This is a genomic window from Amycolatopsis sacchari, from assembly GCF_900114035.1.
GTDB lineage: Bacteria > Actinomycetota > Actinomycetes > Mycobacteriales > Pseudonocardiaceae > Amycolatopsis_E > Amycolatopsis_E sacchari.
In genome coordinates this window covers 1-22,477 of sequence record NZ_FORP01000031.1, presented here as the reverse complement: position 1 = coordinate 22,477, position 22,477 = coordinate 1, and the positions used below count along the sequence as shown (strand labels likewise).

Annotated in this window: 18 protein-coding genes; 4 read left to right on the top strand and 14 right to left on the bottom strand. The window is 70.8% G+C overall.

Translation table 11 applies throughout. The annotated features are described in order from the left end of the window. Positions 1–8: 8 nt before the first annotated feature. The 8 genes from cimA to BMZ92_RS32370 form a co-directional block, all read right to left on the bottom strand. Complete coding sequence (gene cimA / locus BMZ92_RS32405; RefSeq protein WP_091515546.1) at positions 9–1,613, bottom strand: citramalate synthase; 1,605 nt, start codon at positions 1,611–1,613, stop codon at positions 9–11. 204 nt (positions 1,614–1,817) lie between these two features. Further along, the gene (locus BMZ92_RS32400) at positions 1,818–2,861 is read right to left on the bottom strand and encodes a 3-isopropylmalate dehydrogenase (protein WP_091515544.1); all 1,044 of its coding nucleotides are present in this window, start codon (positions 2,859–2,861) and stop codon (positions 1,818–1,820) included. A 206-nt stretch (positions 2,862–3,067) separates the two neighbouring features. Continuing rightward, positions 3,068–6,373 carry a S8 family serine peptidase gene (locus tag BMZ92_RS32395; protein WP_091515542.1) on the bottom strand — a complete coding sequence of 1,102 codons (3,306 nt, stop codon included), beginning with the start codon at positions 6,371–6,373 and terminating at the stop codon, positions 3,068–3,070. A gap of 109 nt (positions 6,374–6,482) precedes the next feature. Further along, entirely contained in the window at positions 6,483–8,081 is a 1,599-nt protein-coding gene (serA, locus tag BMZ92_RS32390; RefSeq protein ID WP_091515539.1) for a phosphoglycerate dehydrogenase, read from the bottom strand. Between the two features lie 133 nt (positions 8,082–8,214). Beyond that, the gene (locus BMZ92_RS32385) at positions 8,215–8,490 is read right to left on the bottom strand and encodes a DUF397 domain-containing protein (protein ID WP_091515538.1); all 276 of its coding nucleotides are present in this window, start codon (positions 8,488–8,490) and stop codon (positions 8,215–8,217) included. An 82-nt stretch (positions 8,491–8,572) separates the two neighbouring features. Continuing rightward, positions 8,573–9,586 (bottom strand): ketol-acid reductoisomerase, encoded by a 1,014-nt coding sequence (ilvC, locus tag BMZ92_RS32380; RefSeq protein WP_091515535.1) that lies wholly within the window; start codon positions 9,584–9,586, stop codon positions 8,573–8,575. A gap of 40 nt (positions 9,587–9,626) precedes the next feature. Continuing rightward, positions 9,627–10,133 (bottom strand): acetolactate synthase small subunit, encoded by a 507-nt coding sequence (gene ilvN / locus BMZ92_RS32375; RefSeq protein ID WP_091515532.1) that lies wholly within the window; start codon positions 10,131–10,133, stop codon positions 9,627–9,629. Beyond that, the gene (locus tag BMZ92_RS32370) at positions 10,130–12,001 is read right to left on the bottom strand and encodes an acetolactate synthase large subunit (protein ID WP_091515530.1); all 1,872 of its coding nucleotides are present in this window, start codon (positions 11,999–12,001) and stop codon (positions 10,130–10,132) included. The genes ilvN and BMZ92_RS32370 overlap by 4 nt, the downstream gene beginning before the upstream one ends. 301 nt (positions 12,002–12,302) lie before the next feature. Here BMZ92_RS32370 and BMZ92_RS32365 point away from each other — a divergent pair, with 301 nt between their 5' ends. Then, positions 12,303–12,752 carry a PH domain-containing protein gene (locus BMZ92_RS32365; protein ID WP_245783392.1) on the top strand — a complete coding sequence of 150 codons (450 nt, stop codon included), beginning with the start codon at positions 12,303–12,305 and terminating at the stop codon, positions 12,750–12,752. Here BMZ92_RS32365 and BMZ92_RS32360 read toward each other — a convergent pair. The 5 genes from BMZ92_RS32360 to BMZ92_RS32340 all read right to left on the bottom strand — a co-directional run bounded on the left by BMZ92_RS32360 (position 12,724) and on the right by BMZ92_RS32340 (position 17,411). After that, the gene (locus BMZ92_RS32360) at positions 12,724–12,939 is read right to left on the bottom strand and encodes a hypothetical protein (RefSeq protein ID WP_091515527.1); all 216 of its coding nucleotides are present in this window, start codon (positions 12,937–12,939) and stop codon (positions 12,724–12,726) included. The genes BMZ92_RS32365 and BMZ92_RS32360 overlap by 29 nt on opposite strands. An 11-nt stretch (positions 12,940–12,950) precedes the next feature. Continuing rightward, the gene (locus BMZ92_RS32355; protein WP_091515525.1) at positions 12,951–14,363 is read right to left on the bottom strand and encodes an amidase; all 1,413 of its coding nucleotides are present in this window, start codon (positions 14,361–14,363) and stop codon (positions 12,951–12,953) included. Next, positions 14,360–15,097, bottom strand: coding sequence for a GntR family transcriptional regulator (locus BMZ92_RS32350; protein ID WP_245783391.1), 738 nt, complete (start codon positions 15,095–15,097; stop codon positions 14,360–14,362). Before BMZ92_RS32350 ends, BMZ92_RS32355 begins: the two co-directional genes overlap by 4 nt. A 68-nt stretch (positions 15,098–15,165) precedes the next feature. Beyond that, on the bottom strand, positions 15,166–15,759 hold the full coding sequence (locus tag BMZ92_RS32345) for a cysteine hydrolase family protein (RefSeq protein WP_091515520.1): 594 nt from the start codon (positions 15,757–15,759) through the stop codon (positions 15,166–15,168). Continuing rightward, positions 15,759–17,411 carry a purine-cytosine permease family protein gene (locus BMZ92_RS32340; RefSeq protein ID WP_091515518.1) on the bottom strand — a complete coding sequence of 551 codons (1,653 nt, stop codon included), beginning with the start codon at positions 17,409–17,411 and terminating at the stop codon, positions 15,759–15,761. The genes BMZ92_RS32345 and BMZ92_RS32340 overlap by 1 nt, the downstream gene beginning before the upstream one ends. Before the next feature lie 213 nt (positions 17,412–17,624). Here BMZ92_RS32340 and ilvD point away from each other — a divergent pair, with 213 nt between their 5' ends. After that, positions 17,625–19,469 carry a dihydroxy-acid dehydratase gene (ilvD, locus tag BMZ92_RS32335; protein WP_091515515.1) on the top strand — a complete coding sequence of 615 codons (1,845 nt, stop codon included), beginning with the start codon at positions 17,625–17,627 and terminating at the stop codon, positions 19,467–19,469. Positions 19,470–19,500: 31 nt separating this feature from the next. On the opposite strand, the gene BMZ92_RS32330 is transcribed toward ilvD, so the two are convergent. Continuing rightward, a complete protein-coding gene (locus BMZ92_RS32330) occupies positions 19,501–20,133 on the bottom strand; it encodes a DoxX family protein (protein WP_091515513.1) in 633 nt (210 codons plus the stop codon). A 114-nt stretch (positions 20,134–20,247) separates the two neighbouring features. Between BMZ92_RS32330 and BMZ92_RS32325 the strand changes: the two genes are divergently transcribed. After that, positions 20,248–21,444, top strand: coding sequence for a PQQ-dependent sugar dehydrogenase (locus tag BMZ92_RS32325; RefSeq protein ID WP_091515511.1), 1,197 nt, complete (start codon positions 20,248–20,250; stop codon positions 21,442–21,444). A 32-nt stretch (positions 21,445–21,476) separates the two neighbouring features. Then, the gene (locus tag BMZ92_RS32320) at positions 21,477–22,067 is read left to right on the top strand and encodes a DinB family protein (RefSeq protein WP_091515509.1); all 591 of its coding nucleotides are present in this window, start codon (positions 21,477–21,479) and stop codon (positions 22,065–22,067) included. Positions 22,068–22,477: the final 410 nt, after the last annotated feature.

The following is a 22,477-nucleotide window of genomic DNA, read 5'->3' as shown; positions in this document are numbered from 1 at the left end:
AGTCTACGTCAGCCCCGCAGGTGCTTGTGGACCAGCGCGTCGCACATCGCCAGCCAGCTGGCCTCGACGATGTTCGGGTGCACGCCGACGGTGGTCCACTCGCGGTCGCCGTCGCTGGACTCCAGCAGCACGCGCGTCGTGGCGTCCGTGCCGGGGTGGCTCGGCAGGATGCGCACCTTGTAGTCGGCCAGCTCGACAGTGTCCAACCAGGACAGGTACGGCTGCAGTGCCTTGCGCAGCGCGGCGTCCAGCGCGTGCACCGGCCCGTTGCCCTCGGCCGTCTCGATGACGCGTTCGCCGGAGACGTGCACCTTCACCGTCGCCTCGGAGATCACCTCACCGTCGGCGCGGTGGTCGAGCACCACCCGGTAGGACTCGAGCGTGAACGGCGCCGGCCCGTTGTCCTCGCCGATCTCGTTGCGCAGCAACAACTCCAGCGACGCGTCCGCCGCCTCGAACGACCAGCCCTGCGCTTCCAGGCGCTTGACCTTCGCCACGGCGCTCGTCAGCGCCTCAGGCCGGCCGGCAAGGTCGACCCCGAACTCACGTCCCTTGAGTTCCAGGCTCGCCTTGCCGGCCATCTCGGTGACCAGGACCCGCATGCCGTTGCCGACGGAGGCTGGATCGATGTGGTTGTACAACAACGGATCCACTTTGATCGCGCTCGCGTGCAGCCCCGCCTTGTGGGCGAAGGCCGACGACCCGACGTAGGCCTGGTGGGTGTCGGGTGCGATGTTCGCGATTTCGGCCAGGGCATGGGAGACGCGGGTCAGCTCGGCGGCCCCTCCGGTCGGGAGGACCTCCATCCCGAGCTTGGCCACGAGGTTTCCCGTCACGGCGAACAGGTCGGCGTTGCCCGCCCGTTCCCCGTAACCGTTCGCGGTGCACTGCACATGGGTCGCGCCGGCCTGGACCGCCGCGATGCTGTTGGCCACCGCGCAGGACGTGTCGTCCTGGCAGTGGATGCCGAGCCGGAAACCCGTGCGGTCCTTGACCTCCCGCACGGTCTCGGCCAGTCCGAGTGGCAGCTGGCCACCGTTGGTGTCGCACAGCACGACGACGTCGGCGCCGGCGTTCGCCCCGGCGTCGAGCACGCGCAGCGCCGTGTCCCGGTCGTAGGAGTAGCCGTCGAAGAAGTGCTCGGCGTCGAGGAACACCCGCCGCCCCTCCCCGACGAGGAAGGAGACCGTGTCGGACACCATCGCGCAGGCCTCGTCGACGTCGACCCGCAGCGCGCGCTCGATGTGCCGCAGGTCGGCCTTCGCGACGAGCGTCACCACCGGGGCTTCGGAGTCGAGCAGCGCGCGGACCTGCGGGTCCTGCGCCGCGGTGGTGCCCGCGCGGCGGGTCGAGCCGAACGCCACCAGCACGGCGTGCTTGAGCGCCAGCTCCCCCTTCGCGGCACGCGCGAAGAACTCCGTGTCCTTCGGCATCGCGCCCGGCCAGCCGCCCTCGATGAAACCGACGCCGAGCTCGTCGAGCAGCCGCGCGACGGCCAGCTTGTCCGCCACCGAGTACGAGATCCCCTCCCGCTGCGCCCCGTCGCGCAGGGTCGTGTCGTAGAGGTGGAACTCGTCGCCGAGCGGGGTGCCGGCGGGGGCGGTGCGGCTCACGGTGTCTCCTCGAAGCTTTCTCGGGCAAAGAAAAAACCTCCCGCAAGGGTGCGAGAGGTTTGCGCGCCGGTGTCCACTGGGGACACTACCCGGCGCGCCTGCCGATAATGATCACGGCGTAAGAAGTCACGCCGTCACTATGCCACATCGTTCCGGAACGCGAAAGCGCCCTCCCAAGGAATGGGAGGGCGCTGTGCGTGCGACTCAGGCGACGGGACGCGTGTTCGACGAGACGAGCGCGGCGAGCCGGTCCCCGATCGCGTGCGTGGAACCCGGGTTCTGCTGGTCGCGCGTGGCGAGGTCGAAGGCCACCGAGGCCTCGATGCGGCGCGCTGCCTCGCGCTGGCCGAGGTGGTCCAGCAGCAGCGAAACCGACAGCACCGCGGCGGTCGGGTCGGCGAGGCCCTGCCCGGCGATGTCCGGCGCGCTGCCGTGCACCGGCTCGAACATGCTCGGGTTGCGGCGGGTGATGTCGAGGTTGCCGCTGGCCGCGAGCCCGATGCCGCCGGTGACCGCGGCGGCGAGGTCGGTGATGATGTCGCCGAACAGGTTGTCGGTGACGATCACGTCGAATCGGGACGGGTCGGTGACCAGGTGGATCGTCGCGGCGTCCACGTGCGAGTACGCGACCGTGACGTCGGGGTGCTCCAGCGAGACCTCCTCGACGATGCGCGACCACAGCGAACCCGCGTGCAGCAGCACGTTCGTCTTGTGCACGAGCGTCAGGTGCTTGCGCGGCCGCTCCTCGGCGCGGCGGAACGCGTCGGCGACCACGCGGCGGATACCGAACGCCGTGTTGACGCTGACCTCCGTGGCGATCTCGTGCTCGGTGTCCTTGCGCAGCAGGCCGCCGTTGCCCGCGTACGGGCCTTCGGTGCCTTCGCGGACGACGACCATGTCGATCTCGGACGCCGTGTCGGCGAGCGGGCCGCGCACGCCCGGGTACAGGCGCGCCGGGCGCAGGTTCACGTGGTGGTCCAGCTCGAAGCGCAGGCGCAGCAGCAGGCCGCGCTCCAGGATGCCGCTCGGCACGCTCGGGTCACCGACGGCGCCCAGCAGGATCGCGTCGTGCTCACGCAGCTCGCCGAGCACGGACTCGGGCAGCAGCTCGCCGGTGGAGTGCCAGCGGGAGGCGCCGAGGTCGTAGCTCGTCGTTTCGACACCGGGGGCGACTTCGGCGAGTACCTTCAGCGCCTCGGTGATCACTTCGGGTCCGATCCCGTCTCCTGGGATCACCGCGAGCCGCATCCAGACACCTCCGTCAACCAGTGCGGTGAGGCACTCGCGAGCCCCTACCGCACAAAAACTCCAGCGACGGGGAGGTTACCGGGCGTTGCCATTCAGCCGAAGCGGCACCACCCTTATGCCGTAATTTCCCGAGCAGCGAGACACCCGAACGGGGCGTCGCCCTCAGGCGCCGGAAGGGGCCACGCGAACCCCTTCCGGCGTCCTGATCAGCGGATGTTGATCACCTCGGCCCGCAGGCCCGCCCCGTTGTGGTGAACGAGTGACAGCAGGCCCTCACCCGTATCGGCGGCGGCCGAGGCTCCGTTCCGGGTGACGGTGAGCCGCGTGCCGGGCTTCGCCGTGTACATGAGCGCCGGACCACCCGTCCCCTGGACGGAGTACCCCGGGGCGAGCGGGTCGAACGACAGCGGCGTGCTCACCGCGTCGATGATCGAGTTCGGGCTCGCCGGCGCCGGGTAGTAGCCCGCCACGCCGACCGTGTAGCTGATGCGGTGGCTGGCCGCGGCCGGGTCGATCCCGAGCGCGGTGAGGCTCACCGGCAGCACCACGACGTTGGTGTCGAACACGTTGGTGTCCACGTCGCCGAGCTGGCCATTGACCGCCTGGACGTCCACCGACGGCTCGCCCGCGGCGTTGAGGTCCACGGTGTTCACCAGCAGCACGTCGGTTTCGGCCGCCTTCGTCACGAAGCTCTCGAAGTCGGGCTTGCCGTCACCGGTGGTGTCGATGTCGACGAACGGGATCGTGTTGCTGCCGAGGTTCGCCCAGTCACCCCACGTGGAGATGCCGAACGCGAGCAGCGCGTCCTGCGGGGTGCCGGCCTGCCGGTCGGCGGGCGCGGTCGACGCCGCGCCGACGTACTGCAGGTCGCCGCCCTTCGCGGTGTCGTTCACCGTGCAGTGCTCGGTGAGCCGCCCCCGGCACGCCGGCAGCTTCGGCGAGGTGGCCTGCAGTTCCAGCACGCTGATCAGCGACCGGTACCGCTGCGGGCCCGTGCCCTGGTCGAGCCCGCGGCCGCCCAGCGGCAGCACGGCCTGGTCCCCGCCGCGGAAGCTCAGCGAGTGCGGCACCGTGATCGCCGAAACCGGCTTCGGCGCGGCGTACACCGGCACGCGCAACGCCACCGCCGACCGGCCGAACGGGGTGAACGCGACGCGACCGGAGGCGTCCGCGACGAACTGCCGCGCCAGCCCGGCCTGCTCGGCCTCCATCGTCGGGTCGAGCACCTTGCGCAGCGCCGCCGGATCGGTGACCAGCAACGTGACGCGCACGATCCCGGTCCCCCGCGGCGGCACGACGACCGTGTTCGCCGACAGCTGGTACCGCACGCCGGGCAGCTGGTTGACGCCCTCGTAGTTCACCCGGTAGGCGACGAGGTCCCTGCCCTTGTTGACGACCTTGATCGTCTTGCTCAGCGCCAGCGGACGGCCCGCCTCGACGGCGCCGAAACCGACGCTCACCGTGCCCGGGTCGTCCATCACGTAGGCGAGCACGGACGTGTCGAGCGCCGCCTTGGCGTCGATCCGGCCGGCACCGACCCGTTGCGGCGCATAGGTTTTGCCGTCCGCCTTGATGTCGTGCCCGGCGGTGTTCATCACCGCGGCCTTGACCTCCTCGACCGACCAGTCGGGGTGGGCCTGGCGCAGCAGTGCCGTGATGCCCGTCGTGTGCGGCGCCGCCATCGAGGTGCCCGACAGCACCGTCCGGCCGTTGCCGCTGCCCCGCAGCGCGGACGAGATCGTGTCACCCGGCGCCGCCACGTCGGGCTTCACCGCCGGGCCGCGGACCCCGCGCGAGGTGAACGAGCTCGGCGTGTCCACAATGGACTGGTCGTAGGTCTGCAGGCTCGCCCGGCCCGCGCCGTAGAGGCGGACGGTGAGGGTGCCGGCGTCCAGCGCGGGGCGCAGGGACGCGGTGGCCGAGCCGGTGAACTGGAACATCGGCAGTGCCGCGTTGCCCGCGATCCCGGCCGCGAAGTGCTCCACCGACGACGACAGCAGCACCCCGGCCGCACCGGCGGCCTGCGCGTTGTTGGCGCGGACGGCGGACCCGCAGGCGCGCGTCGCGTCGTTGTCGTCCCACTCCAGCCACGCGAACCGGCCCGCCACCGCCGCCTTGTCGGCCGCGCTGTACGGGGCGCAGCCGTCGGCGTTGGCGGCCGACGGCCGGGCGACGGCCTTGGTGGTGTCGAGCGTGTCGTAGCCGGTGTAGTCCTGGCTGTACTGGCCGCCCTTCGGCCCGGCGGCCGCGGCGGGCGCGGTCACCTCGGCGGCGTCCCGCAGCACGGAGGCGTCCCGGCTGCTCGCCACGGTCAGCGCCTCCCGGGTGTTGCCCGGCGCGCCGCCGACGTCGAACAGGTCACCGCCGTTGCCGCCCGAGATCACCGGCAGCACGTCGTTCTGCGCGAGCTTGCGCACGAACAGCGAGTCCGGGTCGTCCGGCGCGCCGAAGTCGCTGCCCAGCGACAGGTTCACGATGTCGAGGTGGTCGCTGAAGTCGCCGTCCCCGTCGGGGTCGAGCGCCCAGTCCAGCGCCTGCGACGTCACGTCGGTCGAGCCGTGGCAGCCGAACACCTTGATCCCGTACAGCAGGGCCTTCGGCGCGGTGCCCGGCCCGATCTTCATCGCGTTCAGCGCGTCCGGGGTGAGCTTCGAGTAGTCACCGGTGAAGGTGCTGCCGTCGGCGTTGACGCCGAACCCGCCGATGGTGCCCGCGACGTGCGTGCCGTGCTCACCGCACGCCAGCGGGTTGGGGTCGGGCACCGGGTCCGGTGAGCCGCTGGTGCCGTTGGAGTCGTAGTCGTCGCCGACGAGGTCGGTGCCGCCGACCACCTTCGCCGTCGGGAACAGCGGCGTCGGCTTGGCGCGGTCGATCGAGTCGTACGCCGCCTTCGTGCCGGGGCCGCCGAAATCGGCGTGCGTGTAGTCGATGCCGTCGTCGATCACGCCGACGCGGACGCCGTCGCCGTAGCGGCCGGTCTGCTGCCACGCGGTGAGCGTGTTGGTCAGCTGCGCGGCGCTGGAGTTCTCCCGCTGCTTGGGCACGACGGTGCGGATCGACACGACGTCCTGCCGCTGCGCGATTTCCCGGATCTTCGCCGCGTCCGCGGTGACGACGACGCCGGGCACCGCGTTCGAGGTCTGGAACAGCTTCTTCGTGCCCGCGTCGAGGGACCGCAGCTGCCCCAGCACCGAATCCACCGCACCGGTGACGTCCGCCCGCGCCGCGTTGGCCGCCTGCTTCGCCCGCTCCGGGCCGCTGCCCTTCGCCTGCTCGGCGTTGTACGCGTCGACCGCGGGCTGCCGCGCCACCTCGATGAACGCCGTCGTCCTGCCGTGCAGGTCGGCGAGCCGCGCGGACAGCTTGCCGCGCAGCCCCGCCGTGTCCACCTTCACGGCGGGCACGCTCTCGGCAGGGGCCTCCGCGGAAGCCGCGGTGGCGGTGCCGACGGCGGTTGCCGTCAGCGCGATGGCGAAGACGGCCGCAGAAGACCGCCGGGCCCAAGTTCTCATCGAAGTCCACTCCTGATCACAGCGAGGGTGAGAACCTATCCCGAACCCGGCGGCCTTCCTAGCGCAAAGCGGAGAAATCCGACTTAAGTCGGAGTCCCCGTTGCCCGGATCAGGCGAAAGTGACGGCCCTGATGGTCCGCGCGCCGACGGTCGCGGCGATCGGCTCCAGCAGGTGCGAATCGACCTCGCGGTCGACGCGCAGCAGCATCACCGCGTCCGTGCCGTCGGTGGTCTGGCTGATCTGCGCCGCCTCGATGTTGATCGACGCCTCGCCGAGCAGGGTGCCGACGCGGCCCATGATGCCGGGGCGGTCCGGGTACTCCAGCAGCAGCATGTTGCCCTCGGCGCGGATGTCGAAGTGCCTGCCGTTGACCTCGACCAGCTTCTCGACCTCGCCCTTGCCGGTGACCGAACCCGAGACCGACACCGCGCCGCCGTCGTCGTGCACCGCGCGCACGGTGACGAGGCTGCGCCAGTTCGGGCTCTCCGTCTCCTTGGTCAGCTCCACGCGCACGCCCAGCTCCTCGGCCAGCCGCGGCGCGTTCACGAACGTCACCTGGTCCTCGACCACGCCGGAGAACACGCCCCGCAGCGCGGCCAGCTGCAGCACGGTGACGTCCTCGCTCGACAGCTCACCGCTCACGGTCACGGTCACCGACGACGGGGCCTTCTGGCTCAGCGCCGACACGACCGTGCCGAGCTTCTGGGTCAGCGACAGGTACGGGCGCACCTCCTCGCCGACCGCGCCGCCGCCGGAGACGTTCACCGCGTCCGGCACGAAGTCGCCCCGCAGCGCCAGCAGCACCGAGTGCGCGACGTCGGTGCCCGCGCGGTCCTGCGCCTCGGCGGTCGAGGCGCCCAGGTGCGGGGTGACGACGACGTTCGGCAGCTCGAACAGCGGGCTGGCGGTGGTGGGCTCGGTGACGAACACGTCGATGCCCGCGCCGCCGACGTGGCCGCTGCGGATGGCGTCGGCGAGCGCGTCCTCGTCGACCAGCCCGCCGCGGGCGGCGTTGACGATGATGACGCCCTGCTTGGTCTTCTTCAGCGCCTCGGCGTCGATGAGGCCCTTCGTCTCCGGCGTCTTGGGCAGGTGGATCGAGATCGCGTCGGCGCGCGAGAGCAGCTCGTCGAGGCTCACCAGCTCGATGCCCAGCTGCGCGGCGCGCGCGGCCGAGACGTACGGGTCGTACGCGATGATCGTGGTGCCGAAGGCGGCCAGCCGCTGCGAGAACAGCTGCCCGATCTTGCCGAGGCCCACCACACCGATGGTCTTGCCGTTCAGCTCGACACCCGTGTATGCGCTGCGCTTCCACTCGCCGCCACGCAGGCTCTGGTCGGCGGCGGGCACGCGGCGGGCCACCGCGAGCAGCAGCGCGACGGCGTGCTCCGCGGCCGAGACGATGTTCGAGGTGGGGGCGTTGACGACGAGCACGCCCCGCGCGGTGGCGGCGGGCACCTCGACGTTGTCCAGGCCCACCCCGGCGCGGGCGACGACCTTCAGCCTGCTGGTGGCGTTGAGCACCTCGGCGTCGACCTGGGTCGCGGACCGGACGAGCAACGCGTCGGCGCCCTTCACCGCCTCGAGGAGCGCGGGGCGGTCCGTGCCGTCGACGTGCTGGACCTCCACCTCGTCACCGAACACGCTCAGCACGGAGGGCGCGAGCTTTTCGGCGATGAGGACGACGGGCTTGCTGGGGTTGGTCACGATGAGACTCCCAAAGAAGACGCAGCTCGGCGGATGACCAGGAGTCTAGTCGCGGCCTGGGCGAGTCCTGTTAACGGGCGCGCAACCTGGCGAAACGAGAGCGAAAAGCGGCGGGGACCGGGCGTGGCGGGCGTCAGTTGGCGGGGAGGTCGAACTCCCCGTCCCGCACGCCCGCGACGAAGGCGTCCCATTCGGACGGAGTGAAGACGAGGACGGTCCCGTCCGGTTCGGTGGACGAACGCAACGCGGTGTAGGTCAGGCCGTCGCTGTGGGGCACGAACGCGAACTCGATCGCGTCCGGGATGGTCTCCCCGGCCGGTTCGGCCCGTTGCCAGTGCGCGGTTTCCAGATCGAGCACGTGCCGCACCCCGGCTTTGTCGTCGACGGGGCTGCTGTGTTGATCACTCATGGCGCACACGGTAACCCGGGAAAGCGGACGTGCCACCTTCACGGGGTGAACACCGTGAAGGTGGCACGGAAACCGGTGTGGATCAGGCGGTTTCGGTGATCGGACGGTCCACCCAGGACATCAGGCCACGCAGCTTGCGGCCCGTCTCCTCCAGGGGGTGCTGCTCGCCGGCCTCCTGCAGCTTGCGGAAGTTCGGCCGCCCGGCCTCGTCCTCGGCGACCCATTCGCGGGCGAACGTGCCGTCCTGGATCTCGCCCAGGATCTTGCGCATCTCCTCCTTCACCGCCGGCGTGATGACGCGCGGCCCGCGGGTGAGGTCGCCGTACTCGGCGGTGTCGGAAATCGAATACCGCATGCGGGCGATGCCGCCCTCGTACATGAGGTCGACGATCAGCTTGAGCTCGTGCAGCACCTCGAAGTACGCCATCTCCGGCGCGTAGCCCGCCTCGGTCAGCACCTCGAAGCCGTTCTGGACCAGCGCGGTGGTGCCACCGCAGAGCACGACCTGCTCACCGAACAGGTCGGTCTCGGTCTCCTCCTTGAAGGTGGTCTTGATGACACCGGCACGGGCACCGCCGATGGCCGCCGCGTACGACAGGGCCAGCGCCTGCGCGCCACCCGACGGGTCCTGGTGCACCGCGATGAGGCACGGCACGCCCTTGCCGTCCACGAACTGGCGGCGCACGAGGTGGCCCGGCCCCTTCGGCGCGACCATGGCCACGTCCACATTGGCCGGCGGCTTGATGAGGTCGTAGTGGATGTTGAACCCGTGCCCGAAGAAGATCGCGTCGCCGTCCTTCAGGTTCGGCTCGATGTCCTCGGCGTAGATGAAGCGCTGCTTGGTGTCCGGCGCGAGGATCATGATCACGTCGGCCTCGGCGGAGGCCTCCGCCGGGGTGAGCACCCGCAGGCCCTCCTCCTCGGCCTTGGCGCGCGACTTCGACCCCTCCGGCAGACCGATGCGCACATCGACCCCGGAGTCGCGCAGGCTCAGCGCGTGCGCGTGGCCCTGGCTGCCGTACCCGATCACGGCGACCTTGCGACCCTGGATGATGCTCAGATCGGCGTCGTCGTCGTAGAAGATTTCGACTGACATGAGGGGAACTGACTTCCTTCCGGTTTTTCCTGACTTCGGCTCAGCGGGGGGCGGTCGCGGTGATCGAGCGGGCGCCACGGCCCACCGCGACCATGCCGGACTGCACGATCTCACGCACTCCGTAGGGCTCGAGCATGCGCAGCAGGGCACTGAGCTTGTCCCCGGTGCCCGTGGCCTCGATGGTCAGCGCCTCGGGCGAGACGTCGACGACCTTGGCGCGGAACAACTGCACCGTCTCGAGCACCTGGCTGCGGACGGTGGCGTCGGCCCTGACCTTGACCAGCAGCAGTTCGCGCTGCACGGACGCGGCCGGCTCGAGTTCGACGATCTTGATGACGTTGATCAGCTTGTTGAGCTGCTTGGTCACCTGTTCGAGCGGTAGCTCCTCAACGGCGACCACGATAGTCATCCGGGACACCTCGGGGTTCTCCGTGGGTCCGACGGCGAGGGACTCGATGTTGAAGCCCCGGCGCGAGAACAGCCCGGCCACCCTGGCGAGCACGCCGGGCACATTCTCCACCAGCACGCTGAGCGTATGTGTGCTCACTTGCCCGTCACCTCGTCGCTCACCTCGTCGTCGTCGAACAGCGGCCGGATGCCCCGCGCCGCCATGACCTCGTCGTTGCTGGCGCCAGGGCCCACCATGGGCCACACCTGGGCATCCTTCCCCACCACGAAATCGATCACGACGGGGCGGTCGTTGATCTCCATCGCGCGGCGGATGGTCGCGTCGACCTCCTCCTTCGTCTCACACCGCAGGCCGGCGCAGCCGAGCGCCTCCGCCAGCAGGGTGAAGTCGGGGATGCGGTGCTTGTGCGTACCGAGGTCGCTGTTGGAGTACCGCTCGGAGTAGAACAGCGTCTGCCACTGGCGGATCATGCCGAGGTTGCCGTTGTTGATCACGGCGACCTTGATCGGCGCCCCTTCGAGCGCGCAGGTGGCCAGTTCCTGGTTGGTCATCTGGAAGCAGCCGTCGCCGTCGATCGCCCAGACCTGCTTGTCCGGCAGGCCGAACTTGGCGCCCATCGCGGCGGGCACGGCGAAGCCCATCGTGCCGAGGCCGCCGGAGTTGATCCACGTGCGCGGGTTCTCGTACTTGACGAACTGCGCGGCCCACATCTGGTGCTGGCCGACGCCCGCCGCGTACACCGCGTCGGGACCGACGATCTCCCCGATGCGCTCGATCACGTACTGCGGCGACAGCGTGCCGTCGGCGGGCCACTCGTAGCCGATGGGGAACGTCTCACGCCACGAGTCGACCTGGGTCCACCACGCCGCGAGGTCCGGCTCGCCGACGCGCTCGGTCTCGGCCCGCACCGCGTCGATCAGGTCGCCGATGATCTCCTTGCAGTCCCCGACGATCGGCACGTCCGCCTTGCGGTTCTTGGAGATCTCGGCCGGGTCGATGTCGGCGTGCACGACCTTCGCGTCCGGCGCGAAGGAGTCCATCCGGCCGGTGACGCGGTCGTCGAACCGGGCGCCCAGCGCCACCAGCAGGTCCGCGCGCTGCATCGCCGCGACGGCCGCGACCGAACCGTGCATCCCGGGCATGCCCAGGTGCTGCCGGTGCGAGTCGGGGAACGCGCCGCGCGCCATCAGCGTGGTCACCACGGGGATGCCGGTCAGCTCGGCCAGCCGCAGCAGCTCCGCCGACGCACCGGCCTTGATCACGCCACCGCCGACGTAGAGCACCGGGCGGCGGGCCTGCGCGATGAGCCGCGCCGCCTCGCGGACCTGCTTGCCGTGCGGGCGCAGCGTCGGCCGGTAGCCCGGCAGGTGCATCTCCGGCGGCCACGAGAACGACGTCTGCTCCTGCAGGACGTCCTTCGGGATGTCGACGAGCACGGGACCGGGCCGCCCGGTGGAGGCCAGGTGGAACGCCTCGGCGATGACCCTCGGGATGTCCGCCGGGTCCTTGACGAGGAAGTTGTGCTTGGTGATCGGCATCGTGATGCCGCAGATGTCGGCTTCCTGGAAGGCGTCCGTGCCGATCAGCGGGCGGGTCTGCTGCCCGGTGATCGCGACGACCGGCACGGAGTCCATGTTCGCGTCGGCCAGCGGGGTCACCAGGTTCGTGGCGCCGGGGCCGGAGGTGGCCATGCAGACACCGACCTTGCCGGTCGCCTGCGCGTACCCGGTCGCCGCGTGCCCCGCGCCCTGCTCGTGGCGGACGAGGACGTGGCGCACCTTCGTCGAGTCGAGCAGCGGGTCGTAGGCGGGCAGGATGGTGCCACCGGGAATGCCGAACACGACCTCGGCGCCGACCGCCTCGAGCGACCGGACGAGCGACTGCGCACCCGTGACCCGTACCGGGGTGCCGGCGGGCGGGGTGGGCTTGGGGCGGGCCCCGAGCTGGGCGGGCGAGGCCGGGCTCGGGCCGGCTTTCGCTTCCGATCGCGAGGTGGCGCTAGTCATCAGTTCTGCCTCGTGGGTCTCGTCGGTGCTGTCACTCGTTCGGGTAATCGTCGTCGGGCAACAAAAAACCCCCGCCGACCAGGGTTGGTCGCACGAGGGTCGCGCGTCGACGCAGCGGCTGTTCCCTAAGCGTCGACGCGCTCGGGAAGTACAAGACCGGTCTGCGGGATCACGCCAGTGACGTTAACGGGTCGCCGCGAGCAGTGTCAACTGTGCGGGATCGTGATCCCGGATACTGGGCACTCCTACCGTTGGAGGCCCTGCTTTCCCGCAGGCAGCGGCGGCGGTGCACCATTTCGGGGTGTCCGAAACAGCCGACCCGCCCCAGCCGGTCAAGCGCCGGAAGGCGACGTTCCGCGTCCCGCTGATCGCCCTGCTCGCCGTCTTCGGCCTGATGGTGTGCCTGGCGCCGACGGCGTTCGCGGACGTTCCCGGACTGTGGGCGCTGTACGTGATCCCGCTGGGGATGATCGTCTACATCGTGCGGATGAAGACGGTGGCGACGCCGCAGGGGCTGACGGTGCGCACCGTGTTCGGCCGCCGCGAGCTGCCGTGGGAGGCGTTGAAGGGCCTGTCGATCTCGAAGAAGGCCAAGGTGAGCGCGGTGCTCACCGACGACAGCACGATCCCGCTGCCGTCGGTGCGCACGCGTCACCTGCCCGTGCTGGCCCTGGTGTCCAACGGACGGCTCAAGGACCCGGCGGGCATCGTCGAAGAGGTCGTCACCCCCGCGGAGCAGGAGCAGGAGTAGCCCAGTCCTCGATCCGCCCCGCGGCGCGGAAGCGCAGCGCGGGGTCCACGTAACGGGCGGCGGGTACGGCGTAGAGCGCGTCGACCGCCGCCCGGTGCATTTCGTACGCCGACACGTAGGCCGCCGTTTCCGCCTCGGAGGCGGGCAGCTGGGCGGCGGCGAGCAGGTTCTTCAGCACCTCGGTCATGGCTTGTCCTCTCAGGCGGCGGCGCGGACGGCGGGTTCGGGCACCCGCAGGTGCCAGTCGGTGCTCTGCTGGAAGGCGTCCCCGGCGCGCAGGATCGCGGCCTCGCCGAACGCGGGACCGGCCAGCTGCAGCGAAAGCGGCAGCCCGGCGGCGGTGAAACCCATCGGCACGGCGAGCACCGGGTTGCCCACGGTGTCCCAGTACGGCGTGTGGATCAGCGAGAACAACGCGCCGACGTCCGTCTGCCCGTCCGGTCCGGTGAGGTCCTCGAACTTCGGCGCGCCGACCGACGCGGTGGGGCACGCGATCACGTCGACGGTCTCGAACAGCCTGCCCACGGCGTCCTGCGCGACGCGGCGGACCCGTTGCGCCTGCACGTAGTCCGCGCCCGACACCATCGCGCCGATCGCCATCATCGCCCGCGTGGCGACGAAGTAGTCCTCCCAGCGGCCGGTGAGGTCCGTGCGGTGGTAGGCCAGCGCCTCGCAGCCCATCGTGATCATGTCCGCGGTGATCATCTCCTGCCAGTACGGCAGCGTGACCTCGACCAGCGTCGCCCCCTGCTCGGCGAGCACGGCGATCGCGGCGTCGAACGTGCTCGCCAGCGCCGGATCGCTGTGCTCCGGGAAGTGGTGCTCGCGCACGACACCGATGCGCAGGCCCGTCAGGTCACCGGTGAACTCCGGCGCGGTGAACGGCGCGTCCACGCAGTCCGGGTCGCTCTCGTGCAGGCCGGCGAGCACTTCGAGCACCGCGGCGCAGTCGCGGGCGCTGCGGGCCAGCGGGCCGATGTGGTCGAGGCTGTAGCCCAGCGGCACGCAGCCCGACTTCGGCACGCGGCCGAACGTCGGCATCAGCCCGCTCACGCCGCAGAACGCCGCCGGGATGCGGATGCTGCCCGCGGTGTCGGTGCCCAGGCCGGCGAGGAACATCCCCGCCGCGACCCCGCTGCCGGTGCCCGAGCTGGAGCCGCCGGGCCACGTGTCGGGGTCCCACGGGTTGCGCGGGATGGGGAACGGCTTCGTCGCGTCGGGCATGCCGCACGCGAACTCCATCGTCGTGGTCTTGCCGGTGATCACCGCGCCGGCCGCCTTGACGCGGGCGACGGTCGGCGCGTCCTTGCCCGCGCCCCAGCTGCGGTCGAGCACGAGGCTTTGCGCCGTCGTCGGGCCTTCGGCCATCGCGAGGATGTCCTTGACGCCGAAGGGGATCCCGTGCAGCGGGCCGCGGTCGAGCCCACTCGCCAGCTCGGCGTCGGCGGCCGCCGCGCGCTCCAGCGCGTACTCGTCGAACCGGGCGAGGTAGGTGCCGACGGTCGCGTCGTGGGCGTCGGCCGCGGCGATCGCGGCCTGGGTCAGTTCGACGGAGGTGACGGTGCCGTCGCGCAGGGCCGCGGCGGCGTCGGTGAGGGTCTTGGGGGTCATCGGGTCTCCTTGGTGCCGCGCGAGACGAACCGGAAGCGTTCGCCGCGGGTGTGGATGAAGGCCAGGTCGAAAGGGCGGCCTGCCGGGTCGTAGATGAGCTGTTCCATCGAGATCAGCGGGGCGCCCTCGCGGATGCCGAGCACGGACGCCAGCGGCGCGTCGGCGAGTTCGCAGTCGAAGACGAACTCCGACTCCGACAGCCGGACCCCGGCGTCGTCGAGCAGCCGGTACCAGTCGGACACGAACGGCGTGTCCCGCAGCCGCCCGGCCTCGGGGAACAGCACGTAGTTCGTGGCGACGGCGACGGGTTCCTCGTGGTGCAGCGCCACGTACTCCAGGCGCAGGCACGGGGTGCCAGGAGCGACCCCGAGCCGCTCGGCGACCGTGTGCGGCGCGGGCACGACCGACCGGTCGAGCTCCCGCGGCCGCATCCGCTGGTTCCACAGGCTTTCCCTGGACGGCTTGATCACGCCGTGCGCCTCCGGCAATGGCGTCGCCACGGTGTTGAGCACGACGTGCGTGCCGACGCCCTGTGTGCGTTCGATGAGCCCCTCCGCGCGCAGCAGGGCGAGCGCCTGGCGCACCGTGGCGCGCGACGCCTGGTGCGACGCCATCAGCTCGGCCTCGCTGGGCAGCTGGCCGTCCGGGTAGGAGCCGCCCTGCACGGCGGCTCGGAGCATGTCCCGCAGGCGGCGCACGTCGTGTACCCGCTGCTGCTGCGATACGGGTTTCATCCTCCGGGACGGTAAGTACATCCCATTGCCCACCGGTCTCCGGTGGATGACCTCGCTGTTACACGTGATCATGCGGCGACCGGGACCTTCGCGAACTCGGCGGCGGTGGTGACGGTCGCGAAACCGCAGTCCCGCATCACCTCGACGCCGATCTCGTGCAGCCGCGGGGTCTGCGCGGCGCAGCAGTCCTCCAGCAGCGTCACGGAGAAGTCCCGCATGATCGCCGAGCGCACGGTCGACTCGACGCAGAAGTTCGTGACCACCCCGCACACCACCAGTTCCGTGGCCCCCAGCCCCCGCAGCAGCGGTTCGAGCGAGGTCCACTGGAACGCGTCGAGACGGCACTTGTCGACCACGAGGTCGTCCTCGCGGCGGCCCAGCGCGTCCACGACGTCGCCGTCCCAGCTGCCCGCGAGCAGCCCGCCGACGGCCGCCAGATCCGGGCTGCGGCCGGTCAGCCACGGCCCCTCGTCCGCGAAGCCGGGCCGGTAGACGTGCCGCGTGAACACCACCGGCATCCCCTGCGCACGGGCGGCTTCCACGGCGACGGCGGCGTTCGCGACCGCCTCCTCCACCCCGGCCAGGCTCATGCCCAGCTGCGGCAGCGAGCCCTCCGGGACGCAGAACCCGTTCTGCATGTCGACAACGATCATGGCCTTCATCACGCGACCTCCAGTTCCTTTTCCGCGACAGGGGCGAACTTCGGCATGCCGAGCGGGACCGCGCCCTTGGGCGGCCGCCAGGCGTTGGGCTTGCAGGCGTCGTGGCAGGCGCCTTCGGTGGAGCAGCAGAGCGAGCAGATGGTGCCGCCGTGGTGCGGGCAGGTCGCCATGTCGACCACGTCGTAGTCACCGCCGCACACCGAGCACGGCAGCTCGCCGTCGTTCTCCGGCAGCTCCGAGAGCCGCGCGATGTACCAGCGGCCGCGCGTGGCCAGCGCGACGACCGGCGGCAGCACGATCGCCAGCGCCAGCGCGATGAACGGCGACAACGCGGCGGCGGTGGCCCCGAACGCGCCGTAGTAGGCGACCATCGAGACCGCACCCGCGACGATCATCGACCCGAAGCCGACGGGGTTGACGTGGTAGAGGTGCGCGCGGTGGAACACCAGCTCCGGCGGCGCCAGCTTGAGCCACCTCTTGTTGATCACCAGATCCGCGACCATCGCGCCGATCCACGCGACGCCGACGTTGGAGTACCAGGCGAGCACCTCGACGATGTGGTTGAAGATGTCGATCTCCATCAGCACCAGCGACAGCCCGACCTGCAGGAACACCCACGCGGCGCGGCCGGGGTGGCGGTGCAGCAGCCGGGAGAAGAAGTTCGACCAGGACAGCGAACCCGAGTAGGTGTTCATGATGTTGATCTTGATCTGGGACAGCAGCACGAGGAGCCCGGCGAGCACCAGCGCGACCGTGTGGTTGCCGGTCAGCCGCTCGTAGACCGTCGTGAACAGGTCCACCGGGATGCCGACGTGCGCCGCGTCGACCTTCGTCGAGGCGTAGCCGACCAGCAGCGTCGAGGCGAAGAAGATGCCCACCGCGAACAGGGCGAACCCGGGGCCGCCCATGATCACCGCGAGCCGCCAGCGGCCGCGGTTGCGCGCGGTCGGGTCGGGCATCAGCCGCAGGTAGTCGCCCTGCTCCCCCACCTGCGTGGCGAGGGACAGTTGCGCGGCGGCGATCGTGAACACGGCGAGCACGGTCAGCCCGGCCATCCCGGCGGGCGAGACCGTCGCGGGGTGCACCATGTTGTGCCCGGCGTCCGGTGCCGTCGCCGCCGTGCCCAGCGCCAGCCCGATCAACGCGATCCAGATCGGCCACGTCCACGCCTGGAACTTGGCGCTGAACGACATCCCGTACAGCGTCAGCGGGATCATCACCGCGGACACCACGACGTAGGACAGGTGGATGTCCAGGTGCGTCAGCGCGGTCACCGCCTGCGCCATGATCGCGCCCTCGTACGCCAGGAAGATCAGCGTGTACGTGGCGTACACCAGCGACGTCAGCGTCGAGCCGAGGTAGCCGAAGCCGGAGCCGCGGGTGAGCAGGTCGATGTCGACGTGCTTGCGGGCGATGGCGAACGCGATCACCAGCGTGAGCGGCAACGTCACCGCGGCGGCGACGAGGAAGCCGACGAGCGCGTTCGAGAACCCGAAGGCGTCCACGAACGCGGCGTCCAGCGCGTAGCCCGCCATCGCGGAAATGCCGACGAGGCAGGACAGGAACACCATCCACGGCGACCACTTCCGGAACGCCGCCGGGGTGTACCGCAGGGAGTAGTCCTCCATTTGCGGGTTGTCAGCGAGGCCCATTTCCGATCCCTTCGCTCAGGTTGAGCGAAAGCTGCCAAGGCCGTATTTCCGCTGCGTATCGCGCCGCGGTGCGCCCGGTTACGCCGATTCCCCGCGCCGGCGGAAGTGCGCTGAACTGCGGTTTCCCACATTCCGGTCACACTTCCGCCGGAAATCCCCGGCAATGGGCCGCCGCCCTGCCTGCCGTGATCACCACGGGCGTAACCTCGGGGTATGCCTGCTCTGCGCTCCCGAACCACCACCCACGGCCGCAACGCCGCGGGCGCCCGTTCCCTGTGGCGGGCCACCGGCATGACCGACAGCGACTTCGGCAAGCCGATCGTGGCGATCGCCAACTCCTACACCCAGTTCGTGCCGGGTCACGTGCACCTCAAGGACCTCGGCGAGATCGTGGCCGAGGCGGTCCGCGAGGCCGGCGGCGTGGCGCGCGAGTTCCACACGATCGCGGTGGACGACGGGATCGCGATGGGGCACAGCGGCATGCTCTACTCGCTGCCCTCGCGCGAGATCATCGCGGACTCGGTGGAGTACATGGTCAACGCGCACCAGGCCGACGCGCTGGTGTGCATCTCCAACTGCGACAAGATCACGCCGGGCATGCTCAACGCCGCGATGCGGCTGAACATCCCGACGGTGTTCGTCTCCGGCGGCCCGATGGAGGCCGGCAAGGCGGTCGTCGTCGGCGGGGTCGCCCAGGCGCCCACCGACCTGATCACCGCGATCTCCGCCTCGGCGAGCCCCGAGGTCGACGAGGATGGGCTGTCCATTGTGGAGCGCTCCGCGTGCCCCACGTGCGGTTCGTGCTCGGGCATGTTCACCGCGAACTCGATGAACTGCCTCACCGAGGCGCTGGGCCTGTCGCTGCCGGGCAACGGTTCCACGCTCGCAACGCACGCCGCGCGCCGCGCGCTGTTCTCCGGTGCCGGCCGCACGGTCGTCGAGCTGGCGAAGCGCTGGTACGAGCAGGACGACGAGAGCGTGCTGCCGCGCTCGATCGCCACGAAGGCGGCGTTCGAGAACGCGATGGCGCTCGACATGGCGATGGGCGGCTCCACCAACACGGTGCTGCACATCCTCGCCGCCGCGCAGGAGGGCGAGGTCGACTTCACGATCTCGGACATCGACGAGATCGGCCGCCGCGTGCCGTGCCTGTCCAAGGTCGCGCCGAACTCCGACTACCACATGGAGGACGTGCACCGCGCCGGCGGCATCCCCGCGATCCTCGGCGAGCTGTACCGCGGCGGGCTGCTGAACACCGAGGTCCACTCGGTGCACTCCCCCTCGCTGAAGGAGTGGCTGGAGAAGTGGGACATCCGCGCCGAGAACCCGTCGCCGGAGGCCGTCGAGCTGTTCCACGCCGCACCGGGCGGGGTCCGCACCACGCAGGCGTTCTCGACGGAGAACCGCTGGTCCTCCTTGGACACCGACGCCGCGAACGGCTGCATCCGCGACATCGAGCACGCGTACACGAAGGACGGCGGGCTGGCGATCCTGCGGGGCAACCTCGCGGAGAACGGCGCCGTGATCAAGGCCGCGGGCATCGACGAGTCGCTGTGGCACTTCGAGGGCCCGGCGCACGTGCTGGAGAGCCAGGAGGAGGCCGTGTCGGCGATCCTCGGCAAGAAGATCCAGCCCGGTGAGGTGCTCGTGATCCGGTACGAGGGTCCCGCGGGCGGTCCGGGGATGCAGGAGATGCTGCACCCGACGGCGTTCCTCAAGGGCTCGGGCCTCGGCAAGAAGTGCGCGCTGATCACCGACGGCCGGTTCTCCGGTGGCTCGTCGGGCATCTCGGTCGGCCACATCTCGCCGGAGGCCGCTTCGGGCGGCGTGATCGGCCTGGTCGAGAACGGCGACCGGATCGTCATCGACGTGCACGAGCGCAAGCTGGAGCTGCTCGTCGACGACGAGGTGCTGGCCGAGCGCCGCGCGAAGATGGAGGCGAGCGAGCGGCCGTGGCAGCCGAAGGACCGGCAGCGGCCCATCACGGCCGCGCTGCGCGCCTACGCCCGCATGGCGACGTCGGCCGACACCGGCGCCGTCCGCGACGTCAACCGCTGATGTCGTCCGCCGCTGGCCGGGCCCGCCCCGGTCAGCGGCGGAACACGAACGTCACGGCCACGACGGCGGCCGCGGCGAGCACGAGCCCAGCGATCCCGAACGGCACCGGGCGACGGCGCCACGGCGTGTTCGTGTCCACCGAGATCCCGCCGGGGCCGGTGAACAGCAACGCGAACGCGATCCCCGCCAGCACGAGGTGGTACTCGAACCCGCTGCCGTCGCCGAGGAAGAAGCCCTCGCGGTACTGCAGGTAGACGGCGTTCGCCGTGACGGCGAGCAGCGCGGCCGCCGCGGCGGGCGTGAACAGGCCGAGGACCAGCAGCGCGCCGCCCGCGATCTCGGTGACGCCGCCGAGCCAGGACAGCAGCGTCGTCTGGCTCGTGTACCCCTGGTCGCCGAGGATGCGGGAGAGCTCGCTGATACCGGGTCCGCCGAACAGGCCGAACACCTTCTGCAGCCCGTGTGCCCCCAGCGTGCCGCCCAGGACGAGCCGCAGGACCAGCAGCCCGAAGCTCAGCCCGCCGTGCCACTGCGGCGACCGGTCGTCCTCGTCGCCGAGCCGGTCCTCGGGCTGGGACAGCGTCGTGCCCTCGTCGGCGGCCTCGAAGTAACCGGAATCCTGGAACAGGTTCTGGCGGCCGTAGTCATCCCTGGAGGAAGTCACGCCGCGCAGAGTAGAGCACTACCCCCGTTCGAGTGAATACTTTCCGTATTCGATGTTCGTCGGGAACCGGGCGCTTACGGGTGACTCACGGTGCCCCGCCTAGGCTTGAGTTCTATGCGCATTCGGTGGGGACGGGCTCCGTGGCTGGTCGCGGCCTGCGGGGTCGTGCTGGCGGGCTGCGCGAGCTTCGACGACAGGGCCGCGGGCCAGACGTTCGAGCCCGCCCCGCAGCTGACCGCGCCCGCGGGGCCGCAGCCGCAGCTGCCGGAGATCGACGGCAGCTCCGACGCCGACGGCGGCAGCAGGCCGAGCGCGGCGCCGACGCCCATCCCCCCGCCGCAGGGCTGCACCGACTTCGACAAGGCGGTGATCGCGACGTGCCTGGACACGGTGTCCGCGGTCGCGGCGCTGCCGAACACCGGGTCGGCGCCGAGCGCGCTCGCCGGGGAGCGCAAGAGCGGGCGGGTGCTGCAGGTGACGGGCGGGGCCCCGGCCGTCGACCTGATCGACCTGGACGTGCAGCCCACCGGTGACGGCGGGCTGACGGGGCTGGCGCTGTCGCCCACGTACTCCGAGGACCAGCTGGTCTTCGCCTACATCACCACGGCGACGGACAACCGCGTCGTCCGGTTCACGAAGGGCCAGCAGCCGAAGCCGATCCTGACGGGCATCCCGAAGGGCGCGACGGGGAACCGGGGCGCGTTGTCGACGGACGGCAAGGGCGCCCTCCTCGTCGCGACCGGTGACGCGGGCAACCCGTCGGCCGGGGCGGACCCGAACTCCCTCGCGGGCAAGGTCCTGCGCATCGACACGTCCGGCAACGCGGCGGCGGGCAACCCGACGCCGGGCTCGCGGGTGTACGCGAGCGGGCTGCGTTCCCCCGGCGGGCTGTGCAAGTCGGCGGACGGGACCCGCATCTGGGTGACGGACCACGGCGATGCGGCGGACATCCTGTACCGCGTGGGGGCGGGCATCTCGTTGTCGGTGCCGGCGTGGACGTGGCCGGAGAAGCCGGGCCTGTCGGGCTGCGCGGACGGGGGCGACTCGCTGATGATCGGCACTTCGCTGGCGGGCAACGTCCAGCAGCTGCCGATCACGCTGGACGGTTCCGTGGGCGGCCAGCCGAAGCCGATCATGGACGGCAAGAACGGGACGGGGTACGGGCGGTACGGCGGGATGGATCCGCTGGACACGCAGTACGCGTTCGTGGGGACGGTCAACAAGGACGGCGGCAGGCCGGTGTCGAGTGACGACCGGGTCGTGATCATGCAGCTGCAGCCCAGTCCCGGCGGGGGCAGCGGCAAGGACTGAGAATTGTCGGTGGCGGGTGCGAGGATGCTCGCATGCTGGATTCCGCCGAGAAGGATGTACTTCACCGCTACCTGCAGAGCGCCAGGGATGTGGTGCTGTGGAAGCTCGATGGGCTGTCGGAGTACGACGTCCGCCGCCCGATGACGCCGACGGGCACCAACCTGCTGGGCCTGGTGAAGCACCTGGCGGGGGTCGAGTCGGGGTACTTCGGGTTCGTTTTCGGTCGTCCGTTCCCGGAGCCGCTGCCGTGGGCGAGTGAGGAGGCCGAGCCGAACGCCGACATGTGGGCGACGGCGGAGGAGTCGCGGGAGGAGATCATCGGCCTGTACCAGCGGGTCTGGAAACACGCCGACGCGACGATCGCGGAGCTGCCGCTGGACGCGAAGGGCCTCGTCCCGTGGTGGCCGGAAGACCGCCGGGAGCCGACGCTGCACCGGATCCTCGTCCACGTCGCGACGGAGGCCCACAGGCACGCCGGCCACGCCGACATCGTCCGCGAGCTGATCGACGGCGCAGCAGGCCTCCGTCAGGAAGTGGACAACCTCGCCCCAGGGGATGCCACGTGGTGGGCGGAGTACCGGGAGCGCCTGGAGCGCACGGCCAGGGAAGCGGGAGGGCGGTAGGCCGGGGCGTGGCTCGGCGGGAGGCGCGGCTGCGAGCGGCGGGGCTGCGGGCGGGCGAGCGGCGAGAGGCCGGGTCGCGAGCGGGCGAGCGGCGGGGTCGCGAGCGGGCGAGGCTGCGGGCGGACGAGCTGGGAGAAGCCAGGAGACAGTGGCCAGCCGAGCGGCGGAGCCACCTCGCGCCGGGCAGGTGATAGGCCCGACGACGGACGAGCTGACGCCGAACCTGCTAGCGGCGGCCAGCCAACCGTGCCTTGCGAAACCAGAAGCCAGACGACACAAACGCCACCCGGCAATGCGAAGCGAGCAGGGGCTCAACGCCCACACCCACCCCCGCCCCGATCCCCAGCCGCACTTACGGCCGATCCGGCGGGATGCTCCTATGGTTGTCAAGGGATGTTTGTGCTGGTGGT